The 20,829-nt window shown below is 53.3% G+C and carries 23 protein-coding genes, 2 tRNA genes and 1 pseudogene; 18 read left to right on the top strand and 8 right to left on the bottom strand.

Annotation, left to right across the window (positions count from 1 at the left end; all coding sequences use genetic code 11):
- Window positions 1-54 precede the first annotated feature (54 nt).
- Window positions 55-1,212, bottom strand: a complete 1,158-nt coding sequence (locus tag IEX04_RS17335; RefSeq protein WP_096256218.1) for a trans-sulfuration enzyme family protein — start codon at window positions 1,210-1,212, stop codon at window positions 55-57.
- A gap of 145 nt (window positions 1,213-1,357) precedes the next feature.
- Here IEX04_RS17335 and tmk point away from each other — a divergent pair, with 145 nt between their 5' ends.
- The 4 genes from tmk to IEX04_RS17315 all read left to right on the top strand — a co-directional run bounded on the left by tmk (window position 1,358) and on the right by IEX04_RS17315 (window position 4,907).
- Complete coding sequence (gene tmk, locus IEX04_RS17330; protein ID WP_096256200.1) at window positions 1,358-2,011, top strand: dTMP kinase; 654 nt, start codon at window positions 1,358-1,360, stop codon at window positions 2,009-2,011.
- Window positions 2,008-3,162, top strand: a complete 1,155-nt coding sequence (locus IEX04_RS17325) for a DNA polymerase III subunit delta' (RefSeq protein ID WP_096256201.1) — start codon at window positions 2,008-2,010, stop codon at window positions 3,160-3,162. The genes tmk and IEX04_RS17325 overlap by 4 nt, the downstream gene beginning before the upstream one ends.
- A gap of 49 nt (window positions 3,163-3,211) precedes the next feature.
- Window positions 3,212-4,750 (top strand): alpha/beta hydrolase, encoded by a 1,539-nt coding sequence (locus IEX04_RS17320; RefSeq protein WP_229677220.1) that lies wholly within the window; start codon window positions 3,212-3,214, stop codon window positions 4,748-4,750.
- A gap of 85 nt (window positions 4,751-4,835) precedes the next feature.
- A tRNA-Thr gene (locus IEX04_RS17315) sits at window positions 4,836-4,907 on the top strand.
- Window positions 4,908-5,075: 168 nt separating this feature from the next.
- Here IEX04_RS17315 and IEX04_RS19175 read toward each other — a convergent pair.
- Both IEX04_RS19175 and IEX04_RS17300 read right to left on the bottom strand, forming a co-directional pair.
- A pseudogene (locus tag IEX04_RS19175) lies at window positions 5,076-6,128 on the bottom strand (tyrosine-type recombinase/integrase); the annotation flags it as partial.
- Between the two features lie 100 nt (window positions 6,129-6,228).
- Window positions 6,229-6,822 carry a helix-turn-helix domain-containing protein gene (locus IEX04_RS17300; RefSeq protein ID WP_188687343.1) on the bottom strand — a complete coding sequence of 198 codons (594 nt, stop codon included), beginning with the start codon at window positions 6,820-6,822 and terminating at the stop codon, window positions 6,229-6,231.
- A 127-nt stretch (window positions 6,823-6,949) separates the two neighbouring features.
- On the opposite strand from IEX04_RS17300, the gene IEX04_RS17295 reads away from it, so the two are divergent.
- From IEX04_RS17295 to IEX04_RS17230, 14 genes are all read left to right on the top strand, one after another.
- Window positions 6,950-7,156, top strand: coding sequence for a helix-turn-helix domain-containing protein (locus IEX04_RS17295; RefSeq protein ID WP_188687342.1), 207 nt, complete (start codon window positions 6,950-6,952; stop codon window positions 7,154-7,156).
- Window positions 7,156-7,722, top strand: a complete 567-nt coding sequence (locus IEX04_RS17290; protein ID WP_188687341.1) for a hypothetical protein — start codon at window positions 7,156-7,158, stop codon at window positions 7,720-7,722. Before IEX04_RS17295 ends, IEX04_RS17290 begins: the two co-directional genes overlap by 1 nt.
- Before the next feature lie 98 nt (window positions 7,723-7,820).
- Complete coding sequence (locus IEX04_RS17285; protein ID WP_188687340.1) at window positions 7,821-8,036, top strand: hypothetical protein; 216 nt, start codon at window positions 7,821-7,823, stop codon at window positions 8,034-8,036.
- Between the two features lie 82 nt (window positions 8,037-8,118).
- The gene (locus tag IEX04_RS17280; protein WP_188687339.1) at window positions 8,119-8,892 is read left to right on the top strand and encodes a hypothetical protein; all 774 of its coding nucleotides are present in this window, start codon (window positions 8,119-8,121) and stop codon (window positions 8,890-8,892) included.
- Window positions 8,893-9,281: 389 nt separating this feature from the next.
- Window positions 9,282-9,485 carry a hypothetical protein gene (locus IEX04_RS17275; protein WP_188687338.1) on the top strand — a complete coding sequence of 68 codons (204 nt, stop codon included), beginning with the start codon at window positions 9,282-9,284 and terminating at the stop codon, window positions 9,483-9,485.
- A gap of 660 nt (window positions 9,486-10,145) precedes the next feature.
- Window positions 10,146-10,436, top strand: coding sequence for a hypothetical protein (locus IEX04_RS17270; protein WP_188687337.1), 291 nt, complete (start codon window positions 10,146-10,148; stop codon window positions 10,434-10,436).
- Between the two features lie 111 nt (window positions 10,437-10,547).
- Window positions 10,548-10,760: a hypothetical protein gene (locus IEX04_RS17265; protein ID WP_188687336.1), complete on the top strand. Its 213-nt coding sequence runs from the start codon at window positions 10,548-10,550 to the stop codon at window positions 10,758-10,760.
- Window positions 10,761-10,771: 11 nt separating this feature from the next.
- On the top strand, window positions 10,772-11,701 hold the full coding sequence (locus tag IEX04_RS17260) for a hypothetical protein (RefSeq protein ID WP_188687335.1): 930 nt from the start codon (window positions 10,772-10,774) through the stop codon (window positions 11,699-11,701).
- A 546-nt stretch (window positions 11,702-12,247) separates the two neighbouring features.
- Entirely contained in the window at window positions 12,248-12,409 is a 162-nt protein-coding gene (locus tag IEX04_RS17255) for a hypothetical protein (protein ID WP_188687334.1), read from the top strand.
- Between the two features lie 185 nt (window positions 12,410-12,594).
- Window positions 12,595-12,667 (top strand) — tRNA-Ile (locus tag IEX04_RS17250).
- Window positions 12,668-12,770: 103 nt separating this feature from the next.
- Window positions 12,771-13,235 carry a GNAT family N-acetyltransferase gene (locus IEX04_RS17245; protein WP_188687333.1) on the top strand — a complete coding sequence of 155 codons (465 nt, stop codon included), beginning with the start codon at window positions 12,771-12,773 and terminating at the stop codon, window positions 13,233-13,235.
- Between the two features lie 418 nt (window positions 13,236-13,653).
- Window positions 13,654-13,848, top strand: coding sequence for a helix-turn-helix domain-containing protein (locus IEX04_RS17240; RefSeq protein WP_188687332.1), 195 nt, complete (start codon window positions 13,654-13,656; stop codon window positions 13,846-13,848).
- 216 nt (window positions 13,849-14,064) lie between these two features.
- Window positions 14,065-14,505, top strand: coding sequence for a Panacea domain-containing protein (locus IEX04_RS17235; RefSeq protein WP_188687331.1), 441 nt, complete (start codon window positions 14,065-14,067; stop codon window positions 14,503-14,505).
- Window positions 14,506-14,517: 12 nt separating this feature from the next.
- Complete coding sequence (locus IEX04_RS17230; RefSeq protein ID WP_188687330.1) at window positions 14,518-15,009, top strand: hypothetical protein; 492 nt, start codon at window positions 14,518-14,520, stop codon at window positions 15,007-15,009.
- Between the two features lie 169 nt (window positions 15,010-15,178).
- Here IEX04_RS17230 and IEX04_RS17225 read toward each other — a convergent pair whose 3' ends face one another.
- The 5 genes from IEX04_RS17225 to IEX04_RS17205 form a co-directional block, all read right to left on the bottom strand.
- Complete coding sequence (locus IEX04_RS17225) at window positions 15,179-16,003, bottom strand: hypothetical protein (RefSeq protein WP_188687329.1); 825 nt, start codon at window positions 16,001-16,003, stop codon at window positions 15,179-15,181.
- An 828-nt stretch (window positions 16,004-16,831) separates the two neighbouring features.
- Entirely contained in the window at window positions 16,832-17,674 is an 843-nt protein-coding gene (locus tag IEX04_RS17220) for an aldo/keto reductase (protein ID WP_188687328.1), read from the bottom strand.
- Between the two features lie 59 nt (window positions 17,675-17,733).
- Window positions 17,734-18,183, bottom strand: coding sequence for a hypothetical protein (locus IEX04_RS17215; RefSeq protein ID WP_096256204.1), 450 nt, complete (start codon window positions 18,181-18,183; stop codon window positions 17,734-17,736).
- 157 nt (window positions 18,184-18,340) lie between these two features.
- A complete protein-coding gene (locus IEX04_RS17210) occupies window positions 18,341-18,547 on the bottom strand; it encodes a YbdD/YjiX family protein (protein ID WP_308422436.1) in 207 nt (68 codons plus the stop codon).
- A complete protein-coding gene (locus tag IEX04_RS17205; protein WP_229677219.1) occupies window positions 18,534-20,768 on the bottom strand; it encodes a carbon starvation CstA family protein in 2,235 nt (744 codons plus the stop codon). Before IEX04_RS17205 ends, IEX04_RS17210 begins: the two co-directional genes overlap by 14 nt.
- Between the last annotated feature and the right edge of the window lie 61 nt (window positions 20,769-20,829).

The following is a 20,829-nucleotide window of genomic DNA, read 5'->3' as shown; positions in this document are numbered from 1 at the left end:
TCTACACTCTACCTTTTGTGCAGGTAGACGAGGCAACCACTATTGAGCGAGTCTTCAGATCAATTCCAAGGCTTGATGAAGATCTAGCCACAGGTCTTCTACCGCTTCGATGCCTACCGAGAGGCGAATCAGATTGTCAGGAACACTGTCAGGTTCATTAGCATGGCGGGCTCTGCGCTCAGCCAGAGTTTCTACCCCGCCCAGTGAGGTAGCACCGGTAATCAAGGCAAGCTCATCGATGAGTTTGTCCGCGTCAGCGGCAGTTGCACCTACGGTAAAGGAAATCACCGATCCGTAACCACTCATCTGCTCGGTAGCGCGCTGATGTCCGGGATCAGAGGGCAGCCCCGGATATCGCACCGAGGTCACCTTTGAGTGCTCCGCAAGACGCTCGGCCAAGATCTGGCTGTTTGCCTGAGACCGTTCGATTCGCACCGAGAGCGTACGCACACCACGCAAAGCCAAGAAGACATCCATCGGCGAGGCAATAGCACCATGCAAGGTGCGGTGCCCATGTAATTTGCTACGTAATTGTTCATCGCTGGTGACTACCGCGCCGAGGATCAAATCCGAATGCCCCGAAAGGTACTTAGTCACCGAATGGACCACTAGATCTGCCCCTAAGGTCAACGGCTGTTGCAGCAGGGGTGTGGCGAAGGTGTTATCCACAATGCTCAACACTCCTGCGGCCTTCGCCGCGGCCAACAAGGCAGGAAGATCCGCGACTTCCAACATAGGGTTGGTTGGAGATTCCAGCCAGAGCACGTCGGCGCCAGTCATCGCGCTGAGCACCTCATCGGTATTAGCGACATCGACCGGACGGACGGTGAATCGGCCTGCCGCTTGCAGTTCTGCGCTCAAGCCCAGTGATCCGTTATACGAATGTTTTGGTAATACAAGCACGCCACCCTCGGGAACCAGAGTCAACGCCGCGGAGATGGCCGCCATCCCAGAGGAAAAGACTAAAGCCGGATAATCTGCTTGCTCTAGCTGACCTAACACTTCCTCGAAAGGATCCCAGCTAGGGTTCGAGAATCGTGCATAGACACGATCTCCCGCGCCCGCCAAACCATGCGAGTGATAGGTCGAGGTAAAGGTAATCGGATGATTGACCGGACCATCGTTAGTATGCGCAGGGCGTCCCCCAGCGACGATCAGCGTCTTGGGGTCCCATGATGGCGTTGGTGTCGAAAGATCTTGCTGTTCACTCATGAGCACCAGATTACGCCCGTCAACCACTGCATCGCACAAGCGCTAACGCTGGAAGCACACGTTATGACTCGGCTTGTTCGTCACTCTTAGGTCCGTGGCCCGCTAAAGTACCTTTTTACTCGGCCATGTTAGCTAGGGTAGAGGGGTGAGTATCGATTCGACTGCATCCCAGCGTGGCCTGTTCATCGTCTTTGAAGGCGGCGACGGTGCCGGCAAATCCACTCAAGTGGACATGACCCGCCAGTGGTTGGAAAATCGTGGCTCCCGCGTGGCCACCACACGGGAGCCCGGCGGCACCCAAATCGGTGAGAAGTTACGTTCTTTAGTGCTTGAGCATGGTCACGGCGAGATTGATTCGCGGACCGAAGCGCTGATGTATGCCGCTGCGCGCGCGGCTCACGTACAACAGTTCATTAAACCAAAGCTAGAATCCGGGACTCATGTCATCTGCGATCGCTTTGTCGATTCCTCATTGGCCTACCAAGGCATGGGACGGGCGTTAGGCTTTGATGCCGTCGCCTCCATCAACGATTTTGCGACCTCCGGGCTGAAGCCAGATGTCACGATCATCTTGGATATTTCCGCTGCTGATGGCCGCGCCCGGCGGATCGCAGCTACCGACGGCGTGGAGCAGGCCGATCGACTAGAAGCCGAGCCAGATGAATTTCATGAGCGTATCCGCAACGCATTCTTCGAACTGGCAGCGAAAGACCCGCAGCGCTACTTGGTTATTGATGCCACCGGCGGCATTGCGCAGCTCCAAGAGCAAATAACTACGCACCTTGCAGGCTTGTTGTGAGCCGGCCGGTCTTTGCCGAGCTCGCCGGCCAACAGCGAGTGGCCGACTCACTGATAGCTGAAGTAGATCAAGGAAACCCGACTCATGCATGGCTGGTGACCGGCCCGCCGGGCTCCGGACGAACCACCGCGGCGCGGGCGTTCGCTGCGGCATTGCAATGCACCCAAACTCCAGCAGGGTGCGGTCAGTGCGAAGCCTGCAAGCAGGTAATGGCAGGCAACCACCCTGATGTGTCCTTTGTGTCGACGAATAAGGTCGCATATCAAATCGAAGATGTTCGCCATTTGATTACTCGCGCCCAAGAACGCGCAGGAAAAGGTAAGTGGCGCATCATCATCATTGAAGATGCCGACCGGATGACTGAACGAACGACCAATGTTTTGTTGAAGGCCATTGAAGAACCACCAGCAATGATGATCTGGATTCTCTGCGCCCCCTCGCCTGCTGACGTGCTGGTCACCATTCGTTCTCGCTGCCGAGCAGTTAATCTGTCGGTGCCCTCCGCCACCGACGTGGCAGACCTCTTAGTTCGACGTGACGGTTTAGACCCGCAGATGGCACAGTTTGCGGCTCGTGTTTCACAATCGCATATCGGCGTAGCGCGGCTATTGGCTCGCGATGAAAAAGCTCGCGAGCGCCGCGAAAAGGTTGTCACGCTGCCGCTGCGACTTTCTACCCTTCCGCAAGCAATGGCGGCCGCCGCGGAAATCTCGACTCTGGCTAGTGAACAAGCCGAGGCAATGACCGGTTCGCAACTCAACGCACAAATAGCAGAGTTACGCCATGCAAATGGGCTAGGTGAAGAGGAACATATTCCACCTGGATTACGTGGCCAGTTTAAATCTTTGGAAGAAAACGCCAAGCGTTTCGCCAGGCGTGCCACTTTTGATGCCCTTGACCGGACGCTGATAGATTTGACCACTTTCTTCCGAGATGTGCTCAGCTTGCAACTACATTCGGGGATTGAGTTAATCAACGAGCATCTGCGCGACAAGCTAGAGCCTTATGCTGCTTCCCAACGCAGCGAAAAGACCTTGGCTCAGCTGGACGCCATTAACGAAACCAGGCAGCGACTGGCGGCCAACGTTAATCAGCTTATTGCGCTGGAGGCCCTGATGGCTCGGTTGCTCCCTAAACCGGGACGCCGATAGTCCTGCCACCACTCATTTCTCACATTCCTTCTAATCAGGAGACGCAACAGTGCCTGCACGTTCTTCATTGCTCCGCTTAGCGTCCGCCGGCGCGGTCTTATCCCTCGCCTTGGTTTCCTGTGTCGGAGGCGAGCCGACTAACAGCACGCCCGATTCATCGGTATCTCAGAATCAACCTAGCGCTTCTCCGGAAGTCCAAGGCGACTTGGTCACGTACTACGAGCAGGACATCCAGTGGGAGCCCTGCGAAAACGGCGTCGAGTGCGCTACGGTTCAGGTCCCATTGGACTACGCCAACCCCGAGGATCAAAACATTGATCTAGCGCTCAACCGGCGCGTATCCGAGGGTGCAAAGCGAAATCTTCTGATTAATCCGGGTGGCCCAGGCATATCTGGGATGGAGATGCTTACCGAAACAGCACCCTACATTTTTAGCGACAAGGTAAAGCGCGAATTTAACACTGTCGGGTTCGATCCTCGAGGAGTGGGCGAAAGCTCCCCGGTTCAGTGCGAAACGGATGAGGAGAAAGACCAGAGCCGGCAAGAGAATTTGCGAGCATGGGTTCCCGAAGACCGCGAAGAGCTCGTTGAGCAGAGTAAAGATTATGCCAAGGACTGCGCACAAAATACTGGCGACCTCCTTGGACATGTAGATACCGTCTCCGCAGCCAAGGATCTAGATATCATTCGCGCAGTGTTGGGGAACGAAAAACTAGATTATCTAGGCTTTTCTTACGGCACATTCCTTGGTGCTACCTACGCAGATCTCTTTCCGCAACGCGTGGGTAGTTTAGTTCTAGACGGCGCGATGGATCCCACGATTACCACGGCAGAGCTAGATAAAGAGCAAGCAATTGGCTTTGAAGGGGAAATCGATGCCTGGCTTCAAAGTTGTTTGGACGGCGAGCAATGCCCCTTCGACGGAACGCTTGAAGAAGCCAAGATGCAGTTGCAGCTCTTCTTTGCTCAGATTGAGAATGAGCCGCTAGTATCCAGCGATGGACGAACTGTTCCCATCATCGACTTCGTCAATGGGTTCATCATTCCGCTCTACGACAACTCCAGCTGGCCAATGCTGAGCACCGCCATGACCGAAGCCATGTCCGGCAACGTTGACCCGATTCTGTACTTTTCAGACCTTTCCAGCAGCCGGGACCAAGATGGGGTGTACACCTCAAACGCGGATGAAGCCTTCGTTGCAATCAATTGCCTTGACCGGCCCATGGATTCGGATCCCGAGACCATGCAGGCACAGGCTACTGAGCTTATGCGCGTCGCCCCAACACTTGGAAAATATTTTTCCTACTACGCACTAAATTGCAAGGAATGGGAATACCCAGCAACTGGTACTCCTCAGAAGCTTGAGGCAAAGGGCTCAGATAAAATTCTTGTCGTCGGTACCACCGAGGATCCTGCCACCCCTTACAAGTGGTCGCAATCGCTTGCCGACCAGCTATCTAATGCCACCTTGTTAACTTATGAAGGGCATGGGCACACTGCCTACGGTCGTTCTAACGACTGCATTGACCATGCAGTGGAGAGCTACCTCATCGACGGCAAAGCACCCAAAGAGGGAACTCAATGCTGAGCATCTCAGCTTCACAGCCAGGACTCGTTTTGACGATCTCCGACGTACTCAGATAAAGTTACGAGGTGCCTGTTTACAGGTATCGGCCTCCTTAGCTCAGGGGTAGAGCAGCTCCCTCGTAAAGAGCAGGTCGGCGGTTCAAATCCGCCAGGGGGCTCGGCTGAACGCCCTTGTCAGAATCGTTTACGGTTTCGGCAAGGGCGTTTTTTGTACCCAAAAACTGGCCTTGTGTGTGCAATGTGTGAACGTCGGTGTTTTCTGCATCCATCAGCTGTGACACCTTAGACGCTGCATTGCGTGAAACATTCGGCATAAGATGACCATAGAAATTACTCGTTACCGCGATGTTTGAGTGACGCAGACGCTTGGAAATAATCATCACGTCAATTCCCGCTTGCGCCATGAGAGCAGCGTGCTCATGCCGGAGCCCATGCAACGTGAGTGAAGGCGTGCCCGCTGCCTTACGTAGTTTGGTAAAGAGCTTGGTCACGTAGGACGGATTTAACGGCGAACCGTTCGGCATAGTGAAAACGTGGCCTACGCCTTCCCATAAATCCCCGTACATCTCGCGCTCGGTATCCTGGCGAATCTTCCACCGCATCAGCGCATCGACTGCAGCCGGATCCAGTTCTACAGATGACTTTGACGCGTCGGTCTTTACGCTTTCTTGCTCCACGGCAACCCCGCGGACTTCCACCCGTGAATGTTTGATATTCAGCTTCGCTTCAACAAAATCGACGTCACCCCAGCGCAGACCCAGCACCTCACCACGGCGTAGCGCCGTGCGTGCCACCAGTTGGAAAAGATCGCCAAGACGGTGCTTAGCTGCTTCGTTGAAGAATTGTTGTAGGTCTTTGACTTCCCATACCGTAATTGGCTTACGCTCGACGGTTGGCAGGTCAATATCATTGGCGACGTTCGCGCCCATAAAACCATCACGCACGGCGTACTTGAACGCAGTTTTCAGCACAGCAACAATTCGGTGAATAGTCTCCGCTCCGCGCCCGTCATCCATGAGTTGATCAACGTAACGTTGCACATGGTCACGGCGTAGCTCGCTAATCTTCACCACACCAACCGTCGAGCCCGTGAGGTCATTCTCGATGTACCGGCGGTAGTTACTTACCGTAGTCGGTTTCAAGCCCTTGCCCGTGCGCTCACGTCGCGGTAACCACTCGGCCAAGTACTGCTCAACTGTGATCTTATTCGGCGCCGTATAAGTGCCGTTGTCTATTGTTGCGGCAACCTTATTGCGTGCAACTCGCGCCGCCTTCTCAGTCGGAAAACCGGCCTTACGGTGTTGCTTGCGTTTGCCCGTGCGCGGGTCTGTACCGGCGGCAATGTAGAAGCCCCATGTGCCATGTTTGGGGTCTGGCATTTTGGGGCACCCGCGCTCCCGGTCTTCGGTATCAGGGCGCGCCGGAAGTGCCCGGTATTGCTTGCCCTCAGTGTTCCGGCAACCGCAGCGCCGATAAATATCATTCGCCAAGGTCATCAACTCCAAATTCGCGAGTAATCCCCAAGACGTCGCGAGCCGTGTTAGTGATGCCATTGCTCACGTAATACACGGCTAGGTAACCTTGAAGGTCTTCCTCTGTGTCAAATGACCACCCCAGCCACTCCCCCTCACGCTTAGCTTTTTCTAGGGCAATAGAACGATGTTGTTCATAGCGCCCTAGCACCTGCTCTTTGAATGCTGTATCTTCCTCTGCAATTTTCCGAAGCCGAGCCACAATGCCGTTATAACTCGCTGTCGCGGTATGAATAATTTCATTCAACGATTCGGCGTGCATTAGATCGTTCCATGCCAGGACGTTTTCTAGCCCCGCATCTGGCTCTAGAAGCGATGAAACAGGCTCGTTAAATACTCGTGAAAATGCAACCAATTCATTGACTGCAATTTTCCTTCGAGGTTGCCCCTTTTCAATCTTTTGAAGCGAGCTCTTATCTATCGGACACCCGACTTCGAGCATCCGTTTTGACAGATCACTATATGTCCACTCTCGGTCTTCTCGCAGTTCTCTTATGTAGTTAGCCAAATCCGTTTCAGCGTGAATGTAGCGATCGGCCATATTTACTCCCTAGTTGGTTTCAAAAAGTTCCCTAGGTTTCATATTGACACGAACGGCTTTCATGAGCAAGACTAGGGCTGTGAGATTTTGAGATTCAAAATCTAAAATGAAACCTCAGGAGGAAAGCATGACCACATATCCCACCACTCGCAAGACTTACTCTGTTCCACAGGCTGCAACCATTCTCGGCATTGGCAAGGCCAAGGCTTACGAATGGGCGCGCAGTGGCGAACTGCCCGGCGTCTTGCAGATTGGCACGCGCTTTCTTGTTAGTCGCCGTGCGCTTGACGCATATGTGAACGGCGAAACCTCACAGGAGAAGGGCGTCAGCTAATGCCGTACTTGTTCCCGTTCGCGCCTTGCACCGCTCACACGTTTGTGGGGGAAGACGGCGAACGAGACACCTGCTACAGGTGCAAAGCGGAAAAGCCCAAAGAAAAAGACCGTGACGGACACTCGCCAAAGTCCGCCGTCACGGTCGCAACCGAAATTCACTCAGAAAAGGAATCAGTTATGACTCAGTTTACCCCCGGCAATCGCGTAACCGTTGCAGACGATAACGACAAGCTCAGCCCCGCAACAGTAGTCAATTCATCCGGTTTCAAACGCGGTTCGAACCGCGTGACCGTTCATCTTGACGGCAAGGGCATCGCCGTTCAGCCCGTGCATGTTTCACGCCTTGCACCGTTGGCTACCGAACCGGATGTGCCCGAATTCAAAGAGTCCAACTATTCCGAAGATGAATTGCACGCCGAAATTATCCTGCGGGGCGCGTCTGAGAATACGACTGTCCAGAAAATCTGTTTCTGGGCTCTTGACCTCGAAATCCCGGTAAATACGGTTTGGAATGCTTTCGTTTCCCTCGGCTTCGCTTCGGAAGACGGCGTAAACAATGCGTAGGACAATCCAGCTCACGGTTCGGACGGCGTTCTACTCAGCTACTTTTCTAGCTCTCGTAGCCGCCCCTCAATTCATCGCCCAATCTCTCGGAGCCCCTAGTGATTTCTAACCCGCCGGAACCGGCCGAACTGCCGACCATGAACGGTGTTTATGCCGTCGTAGTTGAATGCCAGGGCGAACATGTGCCCCCGCGTCACCGTCGCCGGGTTTATCTGTCACTCGCGCCCGCAGAAAAGGCCGTAGAGCGCGCCAAGCTCTCAGGGTTACGGGCAACGCTCACGCTTTACCGGCTTGTGCCCGCCGGGCTCAACTAACACCGAAGGAACATCATTACCGACGCATCAGAAAGGGGCGAATGTGGCTCAGCGTAAAGAAATCACTCTCAGCGCCGAACGGTTGAACGCTGATCACCCGCTCGGCCCGCTCGTACCTGTGGGGCGCTTCGACTGGGAACGCATTCTAGGCCGTTGCAAGTTCAAGCCCCGCACTAGCGCGAAGCTAGTTGCCTTCGCCCTGGCTACATGGGCAGACCTCGAAACCGGCACGCGCATTCACCCCGGCAATAAGCGCATCGAACTACGCGCAGGACTGGCGAAAGATTCAGTAATCGACGGCTTGCAAATGTTGCAGGAGGTTGGACTTATCCACAAAGTGAGCAACGGCTCTAGCTACGGGCGTAGCGCGAAGGCCTCAGAGTTTCGTCTCACAGCCCCCGAAGGCCTAGCCGAGTCTTACCGCGAGGAGTGGAACGTAAATATTTGGGATGACCGCCAAACATGGAATGTGGAAAACCTACTAGAACAGGTCGGTTCAAGCACACCTGATCTTTCAGAACGATTCGGTTCAAGCGGACATGTTCCAACCGTAGAAACCCTAGAACAAGTCGGTTCAAGCGCGGAACAGGTCGGTTCAAGCTCAGAACAAGTCGGTTCAAGCGTCGAAACAGGTCGGTTGAACCGTACCCCAAGTACTTATGTAAGTACTCATGAATCAAGTAATCAATCAATCAAGAAATCATCGGCGTTTCGTCCAAACGCAACCTTACGAGGGGATAACGAAATTTTTGATTTGAATGATGAATCTCAAAATTTATCCGAAGAACAAAACCGCCAAAAGCAAATGGCTTACCTTCAAAAAATGATCGAACTCGAAAAGGTGAAATCAGCGTGATCGACCCCTATGACCGCACCGCAGTAATCAAGCTACTACGACAGGCTGCAGACCACACAGCCCAAGGCCAAACCTCACGGCCTATCTGCTCCGACCTCCACCACCTCGCAGACCACTTAGAACAGGCGGATTAGCAACATGGCTTACAAACATTCAGAGACAGAGCTCGAAAAATACGTTGCTCGCGTTGTAGCAACCGCTCCGCCACTCACCAGTGAGCAAGCATCACGCATTGCTTCAATACTTCGCCCCTACGTCGGTGCGACAGCTTGAGAGCCAACACCCTAACCCGTCCTTTGAGCGATTGCTCAGCTAAGGAAACACCGGCAGTCATCAAGACACCAAAGTCTCGCCCTGAAATCAAGGCGTACTTTCGTGCTGAACACGGCATGTCGAAGCGATACGCCGAAAAGATGACTTACGCGGTTTGCTCGGATCCAGATATGGCACGTCAGTGGTTACCCTCCGGTTGGTTCGCTGAAATCTTCGAACCCGAAGCTGGATATATCCGCCGGGGCGCTTCGCCAGGTGAGCTATTCACCGAGGCACAACATGCCGAATGGCTGGCTAACGGCGGTGACCGCCGAGTATGACCGATAAAAACTCAATACCGAATGCAACTGCTATCGACGCATGGCCGAATCAAACCTACCGCGGATTCTTTGTCATCGAAGTGGATTGTCCACACTGCCCAAAGACACACACGCACGGCGTTGACAGCATCAGCGAACCAGCAGGCATCGCGTCGCTCATTGTGGTCTGAATACTTCGAACCCCGGCTACAACATCGTCATTCCCGCGAAACTCACCGCCAGCGCCGGAGTGTAAGCCATGCTCAAAGCGCCCCGAACGGCCTACGTGAAAGATGGATACCTTGACGCTCAAGGAAATCTTCATGTGATCATTCATTGCCCCTACTGCGCCGAAGAACATAATCACCCTTGGACTGAAAACGACCAGGGCAGCCCTAAGGCTCACAGCAGCGCCCCATGCCGGAACCGAACCATAGAAGGAATCAACGGGGCTGGCTACTTCATCGAACTACCCCAAACCGAAAAACCAGACGAAAAGGACACCGTCAAATGACCTATGGCTACACGCCCCGCCAACTCGAAACATGGCCTGAGCTCGCGCACGCAACCGCTTTGCAAGAGCAAGTAACCCACCTCACGAGCCAAATCGAATATTGGCGCGGGCGTTGCATCAGCCTAGAGACGCGAGTCCAGGCGCACGACTGCGAAGGAGAAAAATAAATGGCAAACAATCGCCGCCCCTACATCGGCCATATCCTGCACCGCTCGTGGGATGACGAAGGCCAGAAAATCGACGGCCTATCCCTAATCTGCGGGCAAGGCATCGCCGCGCACCTCACCAAATCCGAAGCATACAGTTTTGCGAACGATTTGGTAGACGCTGCGGACAAGCTACCAGAGCCCGCGCCAGGGCGACTACAGCCCGTCGAATGTCCAATGCAACCCGCCCATCAGCTCACGGACGCGACCGGCGCGACAGAGGAACCATTACCGGCAACACCAGCAGACTAGCGGGCGGGCTAGGAACGCCTAACGGCCTCCAAACGCTCACTTATCCACCTACTAAAACCCAACGCCTTAGAAACGAAACTAGGGCGTTTTCTTATGCCCAGAGGACGCCAAATGACAGAGCAAACCGAAAACCAACCAGAGCAAGAAATACGCGAAAAACTCCGGCGCAAGCTAACCCACCTCTACGACCTCGACAGCGAAGACGCCGAAATGCTCGACAGCTTCGAAGACACCAACAACATGATCAAATTCGCTCAACGCGTCGCGCCACACCGCCCGCTATTTTTCAGTGCCCGCGCCGAAAACAACCACCACACCATCTGAAAGACACCAAAATGACCAACCCAGACTTCACCGGCAAAACCACACCAACCCCCACCCCAACAACCCCAACAACCGAAAAGAGAATTCCAATGCGCAACTACACCATCAACGCCAGCACAGGCGAAGGCACACTACCCGGCTACAACTACAATCTTCCGCGCATCCTTCGCAACATCAGCCGGGCGCTAAACAAACACAACTTAGACGCCCCACAAGTTTTGCTCAACGGGCTCATTGCTACTGTTACCGACGCTAAAAAGCGTGCTAGCGAATTAGGCGCCGAAAACCACGGCCAGCACCTCGACAATGCAGCTCAGGCCGTAATCAACGGAGAAGACCCCGAAGAACACCTAATGCGATACGTGGCATGGGGCCAGACATACCACGCGCTCCCTCAGCGCATCGAAGAACTATCCCGCTCAAACTTTATTCAGGCAGTAAACGACAACGCCGACAACATCACTCGCCAAATCGGAGACAAATTATTCTTCCCCGCCCTCGCTGAACTCTCAAAGCTAATTCAAGCTCACCCCGGCAAGCAGTGGAACATAGACATTGCAGTGAACGCCGAAGACTACCAGCACGCCGAAACCATCAAAAAGCACGCCTACATTGCCGAAACCTTACACGCCGCCTGTGAGCTACGCGGAATGCTCTACAACGAAGAAACATTCACCGACTCAGCCGCCTACATGACATTGCCAGGCTTCGTAGGAACAATTCGCACTGACTCGCTCCAATGGTGGGCAACAGTCCTAGGTCAAGGTCATTCCCTATGGTTCCCAACGGCTACCGACTGGCACAAAGCAACGCACGGGCAAGAATATACCGAACACCGCGAAGCCGAGGCCAAAGCACTCGCAGAGCTCAACTCAGAGGCCGAAGCCGAGAAGCCCGAGCCATACCAGCCCGACCGAGCCGTCAGCAGGAGCGCATACTGACCCGCAACCGCAACCGTAACGGCCAGACTTCACACTCGAAGGCTGGCCATTGCCAACCCAGAAGTAGGGGGAGGGGGGAGGGGGTTAGAAGGCCGCCAAAAGCTAGCCCCTCTGGCATAGCGAAATATCCCTCCGTGAGTTTTCCCAAGTCAGCAAACTTTATGAAAAATGCCCTTTTAGGCGTTTGTGATGTTTGAGGGCATTTTCAGCCTCATTTTCCGGGAGCCCTGTGAGTCGATGTGAGGGGTTAGTTTTGGCTTAGCCGGGCGTTGCTCGACTGGCCTTGTCTTAACCTCGGAGCAGTTAAATCTATGGGGCTTAGCGCCCCTTTGGCGTGAACGTCACGGCGGGCTGCAACAAGGCAAGTGCCGAACGATGGGGGCGAGCAGTTCCGTAGAAATTGCGATGACCTTCCAGCGCCAGGAGAAGCAAAATGGCGGTTACTTTATATTCGAAAGGCAATCCCTAACCAGCCGTAACCGTGCTGACTCCTGAAATTCCCTCTGGCCTTCACGGGTTAGGGGGAATTTTCATTTAGGGGCGGGCATGTCTACCAGGGCTATCGCGCCGATTGTGGGCAAGAACCAATCAACGATACGCGATGACTTGCAGGTGAGTGGAAACTACTCACCTAAACCTGAGCGTGAAACAGATTCGATGCAAACCGGCGCGGGGCTATCCTTCGGTGCGGTCAGTTCTGTCATGTAGGGCCGTTAGACAGCGAGGCCGAGTACTGGCGCGAGCATGCCATGCGCTACAGGCAACGTCTTGCTCGATACGAAGGGTTGCGGCCACTGCCCAGACGCAATGTTTTCCCAAAGTGAGTCACCAAAGCAACACATCATTTTTGTTGTAGTAGGCTTATTTTGTCGGCTCAGAGATGGGCCACCGACCGGTGGTAGCTCAGATGGATAGAGCAGGATCTTGATACGGTCCAGGTCGCGGGTTCAAGTCCCGCTCATCGCTTCCAGTCTCCCGGTGTGGCATTGCCCCGGGAGACTGATTTATTGAGTCAATGAATCATGAATACGCTTAGCCTATGAACCGATCCATAGTTAAAGTTCGTGACATGAATTCTGATGACAACTTCTACGTCGCTGACCTAATCCAAGAATGGCGCCCAACCGAAGCAAGATATCTTGAGCATTCGTACCCCCGAGATACGTTAGACGTAGTCGCCACAGTTGATGAGCAGATCGTAGGTTGGATCAGCTACAAAATAAAACCCTGTAACCCCGATGTTCTTGCTACATACGAGGACAGCACTGAAAACTGGCTATACATTGTGGAAGTATTTGTTTCACCAAGCAGTCGCAGACACGGTGTGGGAAGCCAGCTTTTGTCCTTCGCCGAGGCCCAAGGCAAATCCGCGGACGTTCGCTACTCAATTGTTATGCCCGAAGCCGGTGATGGAGCGCATGGATTCACGCCAGGACTATACGAGTTCTATAACGAACGAGGCTATGAGTTGATGGAACCGAGCAGGAAAAACTACTCCGGAGCAGAACCGTGGCTCATGGGGCTGAAACTGTGATCAAGTAATTCGCCAGTCGAAAATAGGCTCATCAGTTTCATTTACTACATAGAGCACACAAGAACCGCCGCAATCACTTAGGATGCGGCGGTTCTTGTCACCAGTTCATCTGATCACTGGGGCTATTTACGTCCACCGTCATGCACCACCCTGTGGCAGTTCGAGCAGTACCATTCCATTTCTCCGCCGGCACTGGACTGCTCTCGGGACCGCTTCAAACGGATGTTATCGCCCTTGCACGTTGGGCATTTGTCGATCATGATTAGCGCCATCATTAAAGCCCTTTCACTGGCTGCGCTACGAGTTAGCGCTACAAGTCATTGAACAGGTATATACCGACTGAATGGCCCCATCGTCCATATTGTCTGTTGCGCTCAATACAGTGACACGCATCAACCGACAACCCATGGAGGGCAACATGAGCAAGGACCAGCTTTTAGATGTGAACGAGGCCGCTGAGCGGTTGCGCAGCCACCCGGAGACGGTGCGTAGGCTGTTGCGCCGAGGTGAACTGATAGGTCTGAAAATGCCCTCGCCCAACAGGGGCGGCAAGTGGAAAATACGCGAGTCCTCAATTGAATTGTTCCTAAACGGCAACCAATACGAGGCGTAGAAGCAGAATCGAGAAGGGCAGCAACCCCGGTATAAGAAATCGCTCACGAAAAAGCATACTGAGGCATGAGCTAGTCGATTTTTGACCATTCTCGGGTATGCAATATCCACTTGTCGGTTTGACAAGCTAGCGTAAACTTTTAATATCAACAGAAATATCCACAGCGACTGTGGATAACTATTGTATTTACTTGACAACCGCCGGGAGGTGGAAACAGTGGCGAACGTACATGATGTAGCGGCCTACATTCTTGAATATTTCAAGAATCCAATAACTACGATGAAATTGCAGAAGCTCTGCTACTACTCTCAAGGCTGGTCGCTGGCTTGGGACGAAGAACCTCTATTCGATTCTAAGATTCAGGCGTGGGCAAACGGACCAGTCGTCTACGATTTGTTCGACCTTCACCGAGGCACGTACACGGTCAGCAGCTGGACTCACGGCGACCCATCCGCCCTAAGCTCAGATGAAGTTGATACTATCGATGCAGTGCTTGAGCATTACGGGAAATTGACCGGTCAACAGCTTTCAGACTTAACGCATTCTGAGCGCCCGTGGCTTGAAGCTCGTGAAGGACTACCTGTTGGCGCTTCAAGCCAAAAAGAAGTTTCTACCGATTCCATGCAAGACTTCTTTTCTGCATTAGCCAACGCCTAGGCATTATTACGCATGTCCTCGGCCAAGAATAAAAAAATTCGCGGCAATGCCCCTGCTGCGCACACAAACAAGTCAGTACCGAATCAACGGTCATTCGACGAAGTTACTAAGTATGAAGAATCACGGTTCCAATTTAGTTCCGAGATGATTGATCTTGAAGTGGGAAAACCTCATGGGTGCGCTTGGGAATGGGGACCAGATAAGGAAATCTGGAAAGATTTGCTCGACTGTCTCAGCGACTTTTCTCAAAAGTCATGGAAAGAGATTGAGGCGGAACGCACTGGTGGTCAGAAACGCCACAAAAAGCACCATTCCATGGATGTGAGCATACTCCATAAGTCCGCGCAAGCTCGGATTCAAAAATTGCACGGCGATGACGCCCCTGACTCAATCTTCAGATTTAGACTCTCGGGAACGAAACGACTCTGGGGCTTTCGAATCGGAGCAATATTCCATATTGTTTGGTTTGACGCCAATCACGATGTCTATCCCGTAGATAAATAGCTTCCCTCAAAGTAAAAGTAGACTCATCTTCGCACTAGCCCATGGTAGCTAGACATTTAGAGGGCCGCACAGTTGTACTGTGCGGCCCTCATGCCTCGATACGACAAGCCTACCAACCTCCACGGACATAACGTCCGTACATTTTGGCCGAATCGATAACACCTAGCAGTTACTTCCCACGGCAAAGTGCCTCGTATCGGATCATCGCAATATTCAGCATGTCCAGAGTTTCTGCCAACAGTAAGTCCAGGAATTGATAGCTTGCGGTCACAACAAAAGTCGCGCCATGCTTTGTAGCTGTACCTTCTTGCTCGGTGAGTTCGCCTGAGGCAAGGACCGCCCAACGCTTGCCGTGAGCATAACCACTAGCCAGTTGCCAATATGACAGCCACGACACGCGAGAAGACTTACTACGCAGCCGGTCGATTTCACCCAATATTTTGGTGGTCGTAGACAATTTGTCAGTAACTGGATCCCAATTTTCGATGCCTGCTTCAACAGCGATTTCTCTTATTCGTTCGAGTTTCTGTTCCTTTGTTTGTTTCCATGCCCTGATACCCACCGACTGGTAATGCTTGGAAGCAAGTTCCACCTCGTTGCACTCAATACGCAAGAGGCGTTTGAGCCGCCCTGTGCTGCTCTCTGGCTCCATCAACCAAATGACAATAGCCAATGAGTCAAGGGCATTGCGGATCAGCGCATAGTGAGCGAACGGGCCCAAATGCATATCGACGGCTTTGTCTTGTTCTCGCAAAATCATGCGTTTCAAAGATTGGAGACAGTCAGTTGCCACGGAAAGTTGAGCGTGTGCATAGTCCGATATTGGTCTCGTAGGAGCCCGTTGATTGTCGAAATCTAAGCGCGATCCAGATTCAGGTTTGAAGCTCGATTCATGCTTTTCCGCCAAACCATCAATCCGTTCAAACATTTTGTAAATTCTGCGGCTACTATCCACTTCTAAGGGATCAGTTTCAGGCCTGGGCACGGAACTCATGAACTGATCCTACCCAATTGCGCATCCTGTCATTTGGTGAGTTGAAGCGGGGCTCCCTTGTGTGCACGAATGTGTGCACACACTACTGGGTAGCCATCGGAACTCAAGCGCCGGTGAGTCCTCACAGGCCAATCACTAGGCCAAATAATCCCTACAGACCCCCTTAGATATCGTCATCCTTTGTCTCGTAAAGAGCAGGTCGGCGGTTCAAATCCGCCAGGGGGCTCGGCTGAAGAAAAACCCCGGAACCGTGTAAAACACGTGGTTCCGGGGTTTTTCGTTTTCTTCTTCGCTTAGCGACTTCGCGCATGCACCAAATGGATCATCATGGCGATGATTTTGTGTGTGACAACGATTCCAAAAATGAAGGAGACTAAGAAACAGCCATATCCGGCGATTTCGAAGCCTGAAAGCGCCAGAATATTGCTCCCGCCGTCCTGATACGACCGCTGTAGGCCAATGGCTTGCAATAGGAATCCGATCACGCTGAGCACAATCATTAGCCAAAAATAGATTAAAGTATCGTTGCCTGGTTTTTTATTTATCAACTCGTCACTTTCGAATAAGCATGTTTGATTAGATTAATCATAATCCATCTCTATGCTATACGCCTCAAAATAGGCTTCGATTCAACGTGGGTGATTCGCGGCCCTACATAGTTAATCCGATATCGGATTCGGGCGATGACTGCTGACTTGATGATGTCGCCACGCTGGAAGCGCCGAGGTTTGGGTCTAGAAACGCCCGCATGACCGTTCAACGAATAACCCAAGGCCTAAGCTTCTGAGCGAAGTTCAGGCCTTGGCTTAAGTTGGGACAGACTAGGAATTACTCGAAATCAGAAACAGCGGGGTCCGCTGCGATACGACCCTCTGCACCTCGATCTAAGCCGTTGATCGCTGCAAGATCCTCGTCATCAAGCTTCAGCTCAATCGCTTCGAAGTTCTCGATGATCCGTGAATCGGTGACCGACTTAGGAATCACTACGTTACCCACGGCCAGGTGCCAAGCGATTACTACCTGCGCTGCGCTGGCTTGATGCTTTTCCGCGATCTCAACAATGACTGGGTCCGTTAGCAATTCCCCGCCATGGCCTAGAGGAGACCATGACTCGTGCGCGATGCCATGCTTAGCTTCGTACACACGTAGTTCGGTCTGTGGGAAGTACGGGTGGGTTTCCACCTGGTTTATCACCGGACGTACTCCGGTCTGCTCGTAGAGTTCTTCTAACGCCTCAACGGTGAAGTTGCAGACGCCGATCGAGGTAGCTTTGTCGTCCTTCTGAAGCTGGATCAGCGCCTTCCAGGTGTCCACGTAGGTGCCACGCTGCGGCTGCAACCAGTGAATCAGATATAGATCGACATAGTCCAAGCCCAACCGCTCTAGAGAAGCCTCGGCTGCGGCGATCGTTTTGTCGTAACCCTGATCAGAGTTCCAGACTTTGGTAGTTACGAAGATTTCACTACGCGGAATGCCACTGCTAGCAATAGCCCGTCCGACGCCTTCTTCGTTTCCGTAGATACGTGCGGTGTCAATATGTCGGTATCCGGCATTCAATGCCTTACCTACCGCGACTTCAGCCTCAGCGTCTGCGACCTTCCAGACGCCGTAGCCGATCTGGTCGATGCAGTTACCATCATGGAAATTAGTTTGTGGAACAGTTTGGATCATGCAACTAATTTAGTGCATGAATCTGGATGGACTGGTGACCGGCACCACGATTTTCCCTTTTACTTAACGTCAGCAAGCAATTTAGCCGCCTGCGAAACATCATCTTTAACGATTTGGGCCCTGTGCTCAACAGGCTTCAGATTAGTTTCTTCGCCATCTTTAGCTTGCATGCGCATCATCGCAATCACCTGCGCAGTGGTCGCCAAGTCATTGGCTGACTTTGTCAGTGCTCGGTGTACTTGAGATGTCGCCTGCGGGATGTGCTCATCTTCGCTGGGAGTCAGCTTCTGCGAATCGATGCAAAGCTGGCGCACCTGCGGGAGCAAGTCGGCTAGTTCATTAGCGCGCACAACAACTTCGTTGTACAAGTCGTTGTCTTCGATTCCTTCTAGAACCTGAAAAACACGGTCCAAGGAGCGCACAAACCTATCGTGGGCACGGCGCCAGACACCTTGCCCAAGATCACGGCTAATTGCACGTTGATCGCGTAAACGCGAGAAAAAACCCATCACACTCTTTTTGCTAGGTCGCTACCAAATAAACTAATACCAGACTACCGGCCACCGCCAAATCTTCCCCGGTCTGTGGCATCGCATAACACCAAAGGAGCCTTGGAATTCGAATTATTTCGAATTCCAAGGCTCCTTGACTGAAGCGACTTACCGGTTAGCAGCAACGCCCTTGCGGGTTGTTCTCTTGCCAGTCGGTGTAGTCAACCCAAAACTCACGTTCCGACATCGGTTCAGCGTCCGGATGGGTTTTAGCTAGATGCTCAAGATACTGCCGATACTTGTCAGCACCCATCACACCTTCCATAAAGCGCGCCACCTGATCCAGCCTTGCGCGAAGTCCGAGCATGCTAGTGCCCACCACGATTTACGTTCTGCTCTGGAGCAACGTTTTTCCACTGAGCTTCAAGAGCCTTTTCTGCCGGCGAGGAAATGATCCCCTGCGGTGCGAAGATCTTTGAATCTACATATGGATCCTCGGTATTCACTCCACCGCCTCGCTTCTTAGCCTTGATAGTTTCAACAACGGCAGCGGCGATCACGATCACCGTGAGGACCAGGAAGATGACCGAAAGCCAGCCTTGAACTCCGGTGTTATACACAACGGCTTCCATGGCTTCGATGTTCTTCGCCGAGCCGAAGGAGGTTTCTCCATTAGCTAAGGCGTCCTTGAACGCATTGTGGTTGGAGAAGTAACCCACCTTGGTATCCGGGGAGAAAATCTTTTGCCATGAGGCAATAAAGGTAACCACGACGGTGAAGACCAGCGGCAGCACAATGACCCAGAGGTGCTTGAAGTTGCCACGCTTGGCAACAATCGTCATCACCACGGCCAAGGCGATCGCAGCGAGCAACTGGTTAGCGATACCGAACAGTGGGAAGAACGTATTGATTCCTCCCAGCGGGTCAGTCACTCCGAGGATGAGAATATACCCCCACCCGGCCACCATTATTAACGTACATAACCAGGCTCCGGGCCGCCACGAAGTGTCCTTGAACTTAGGGATGAAGTTACCGATAGTGTCTTGCAGCATGAAGCGAGCTACACGTGTGCCCGCATCTACAGCGGTCAAAATGAATAGTGCTTCAAACATGATGGCGAAGTGGTACCAGAACCCCATCATGGACACGCCACCGAACCACTGATTCATGATCACGGCAATGCCCACGGCGAGCGTTGGCGCGCCACCGGTGCGCGATACCACCGATGGTTCGCCCACATTTGCTGCGAGTTCGGTCAGCTGGCTTGGAATCAAGTCGACACCTGCCAGACCCAAGGAGTTCACGAACGCGACAGCAGTTTCTACGGTGCCACCGGTAGCCGCAGCCGAGGAGTTCATGGCGAAGTAAATTCCACGGTCAATAGAGATCGCGGCGACCAGCGCCATGATGGCCACCATCGATTCCATGAGCATGCCACCGTAACCGAGAAAGCGGGTTTGGCGTTCCTTCTGGACCAGTTTCGGGGTGGTTCCCGAAGCGATAAGCGCATGGAAGCCGGAGAGCGCACCACAGGCGATGGTGACAAACAAGAATGGGAACAAGGAGCCCGATACTACCGGGCCGTCAGAACGCGAGGCGTACTCGGAGAATGCCGGAACGTCGATCTCTGGTCGGACCACGATGATGGCCGCGGCTAACAGACCGATGACGCCGATCTTCATGAAGGTCGAGAGGTAGTCACGCGGAGCAAGCAGCAACCAGACCGGTAGCACGGCCGCGATCACACCGTAAATGATGATCGCCCACGCGATGGTGGTGCGTTCTAGGTGGAAGAATTCTGCTCCCCAAGCCGATTCGGCGATCCAGCGACCCGAGACGATGGCAAACATCAGCAAGGCAAAACCGATAAGCGAAATCTCTAGGATCTTGCCTGGGCGTATAAAGCGCAGGTAGATGCCCATGAAGAGGGCGATGGGGATCGTTAGACCCACGGAGTAGACGCCCCAAGCCGATTCACCCAGCGCGTTCACAACCACCAGAGCCAAAATCGCCACGATGATGATCATGATAGCCAGAGTCGCAATCAGTGCCGCGGTACCACCAATTAGTCCCAACTCTTCGCGAGCCATCTGCCCCAGCGAACGTCCTCCACGACGCATGGAGAAGAACAAGACCAGATAGTCCTGGACGGCACCGGCAAGAATAACACCCAAGATGATCCAGATGGTTCCCGGCAGGTAACCCATCTGGGCAGCGAGGATCGGACCGACCAGCGGCCCGGCTCCGGCGATCGCTGCGAAGTGGTGCCCGAACAGCACCCGACGGTCGGTTGGGATAAAGTCTCGACCGTTGTTCATGTATTCGCCCGGCGTGGCCCGGAAGTCATCTGGCTTAGCAATCTTGCGCTCAATGTATTTCGCGTAGAAGCGGTAGGCAATGAGATAGGTTGCTACGGCAGCGAACACAAACCAGATCGCGTTGATAGTCTCGCCACGGGAAAAGGCCAGCATGGACCAGGCCACGGCGCCAATCAAAGCGATGACAACCCAGATTGCGATACGCAACGGAGTCCAACGCTTATCCTCGCGTTCGGCGACTTCTGGGTCCACACCAGATGGCGGAAGTGCTTGTTGGGTACTCACTAAGAGCAGCCTCCTCGGAAAGTTTCAAGTGATGTTGATGACCAGCCCCTGTGGAACGAGT

The sequence above is a fragment of the Glutamicibacter ardleyensis genome, assembly GCF_014644555.1.
In the GTDB taxonomy this organism is placed as follows: domain Bacteria; phylum Actinomycetota; class Actinomycetes; order Actinomycetales; family Micrococcaceae; genus Glutamicibacter; species Glutamicibacter bergerei.
The sequence above is the reverse complement of the archived record's forward strand: the minus strand, read 5'-3'. Positions and strand labels throughout refer to the sequence as shown.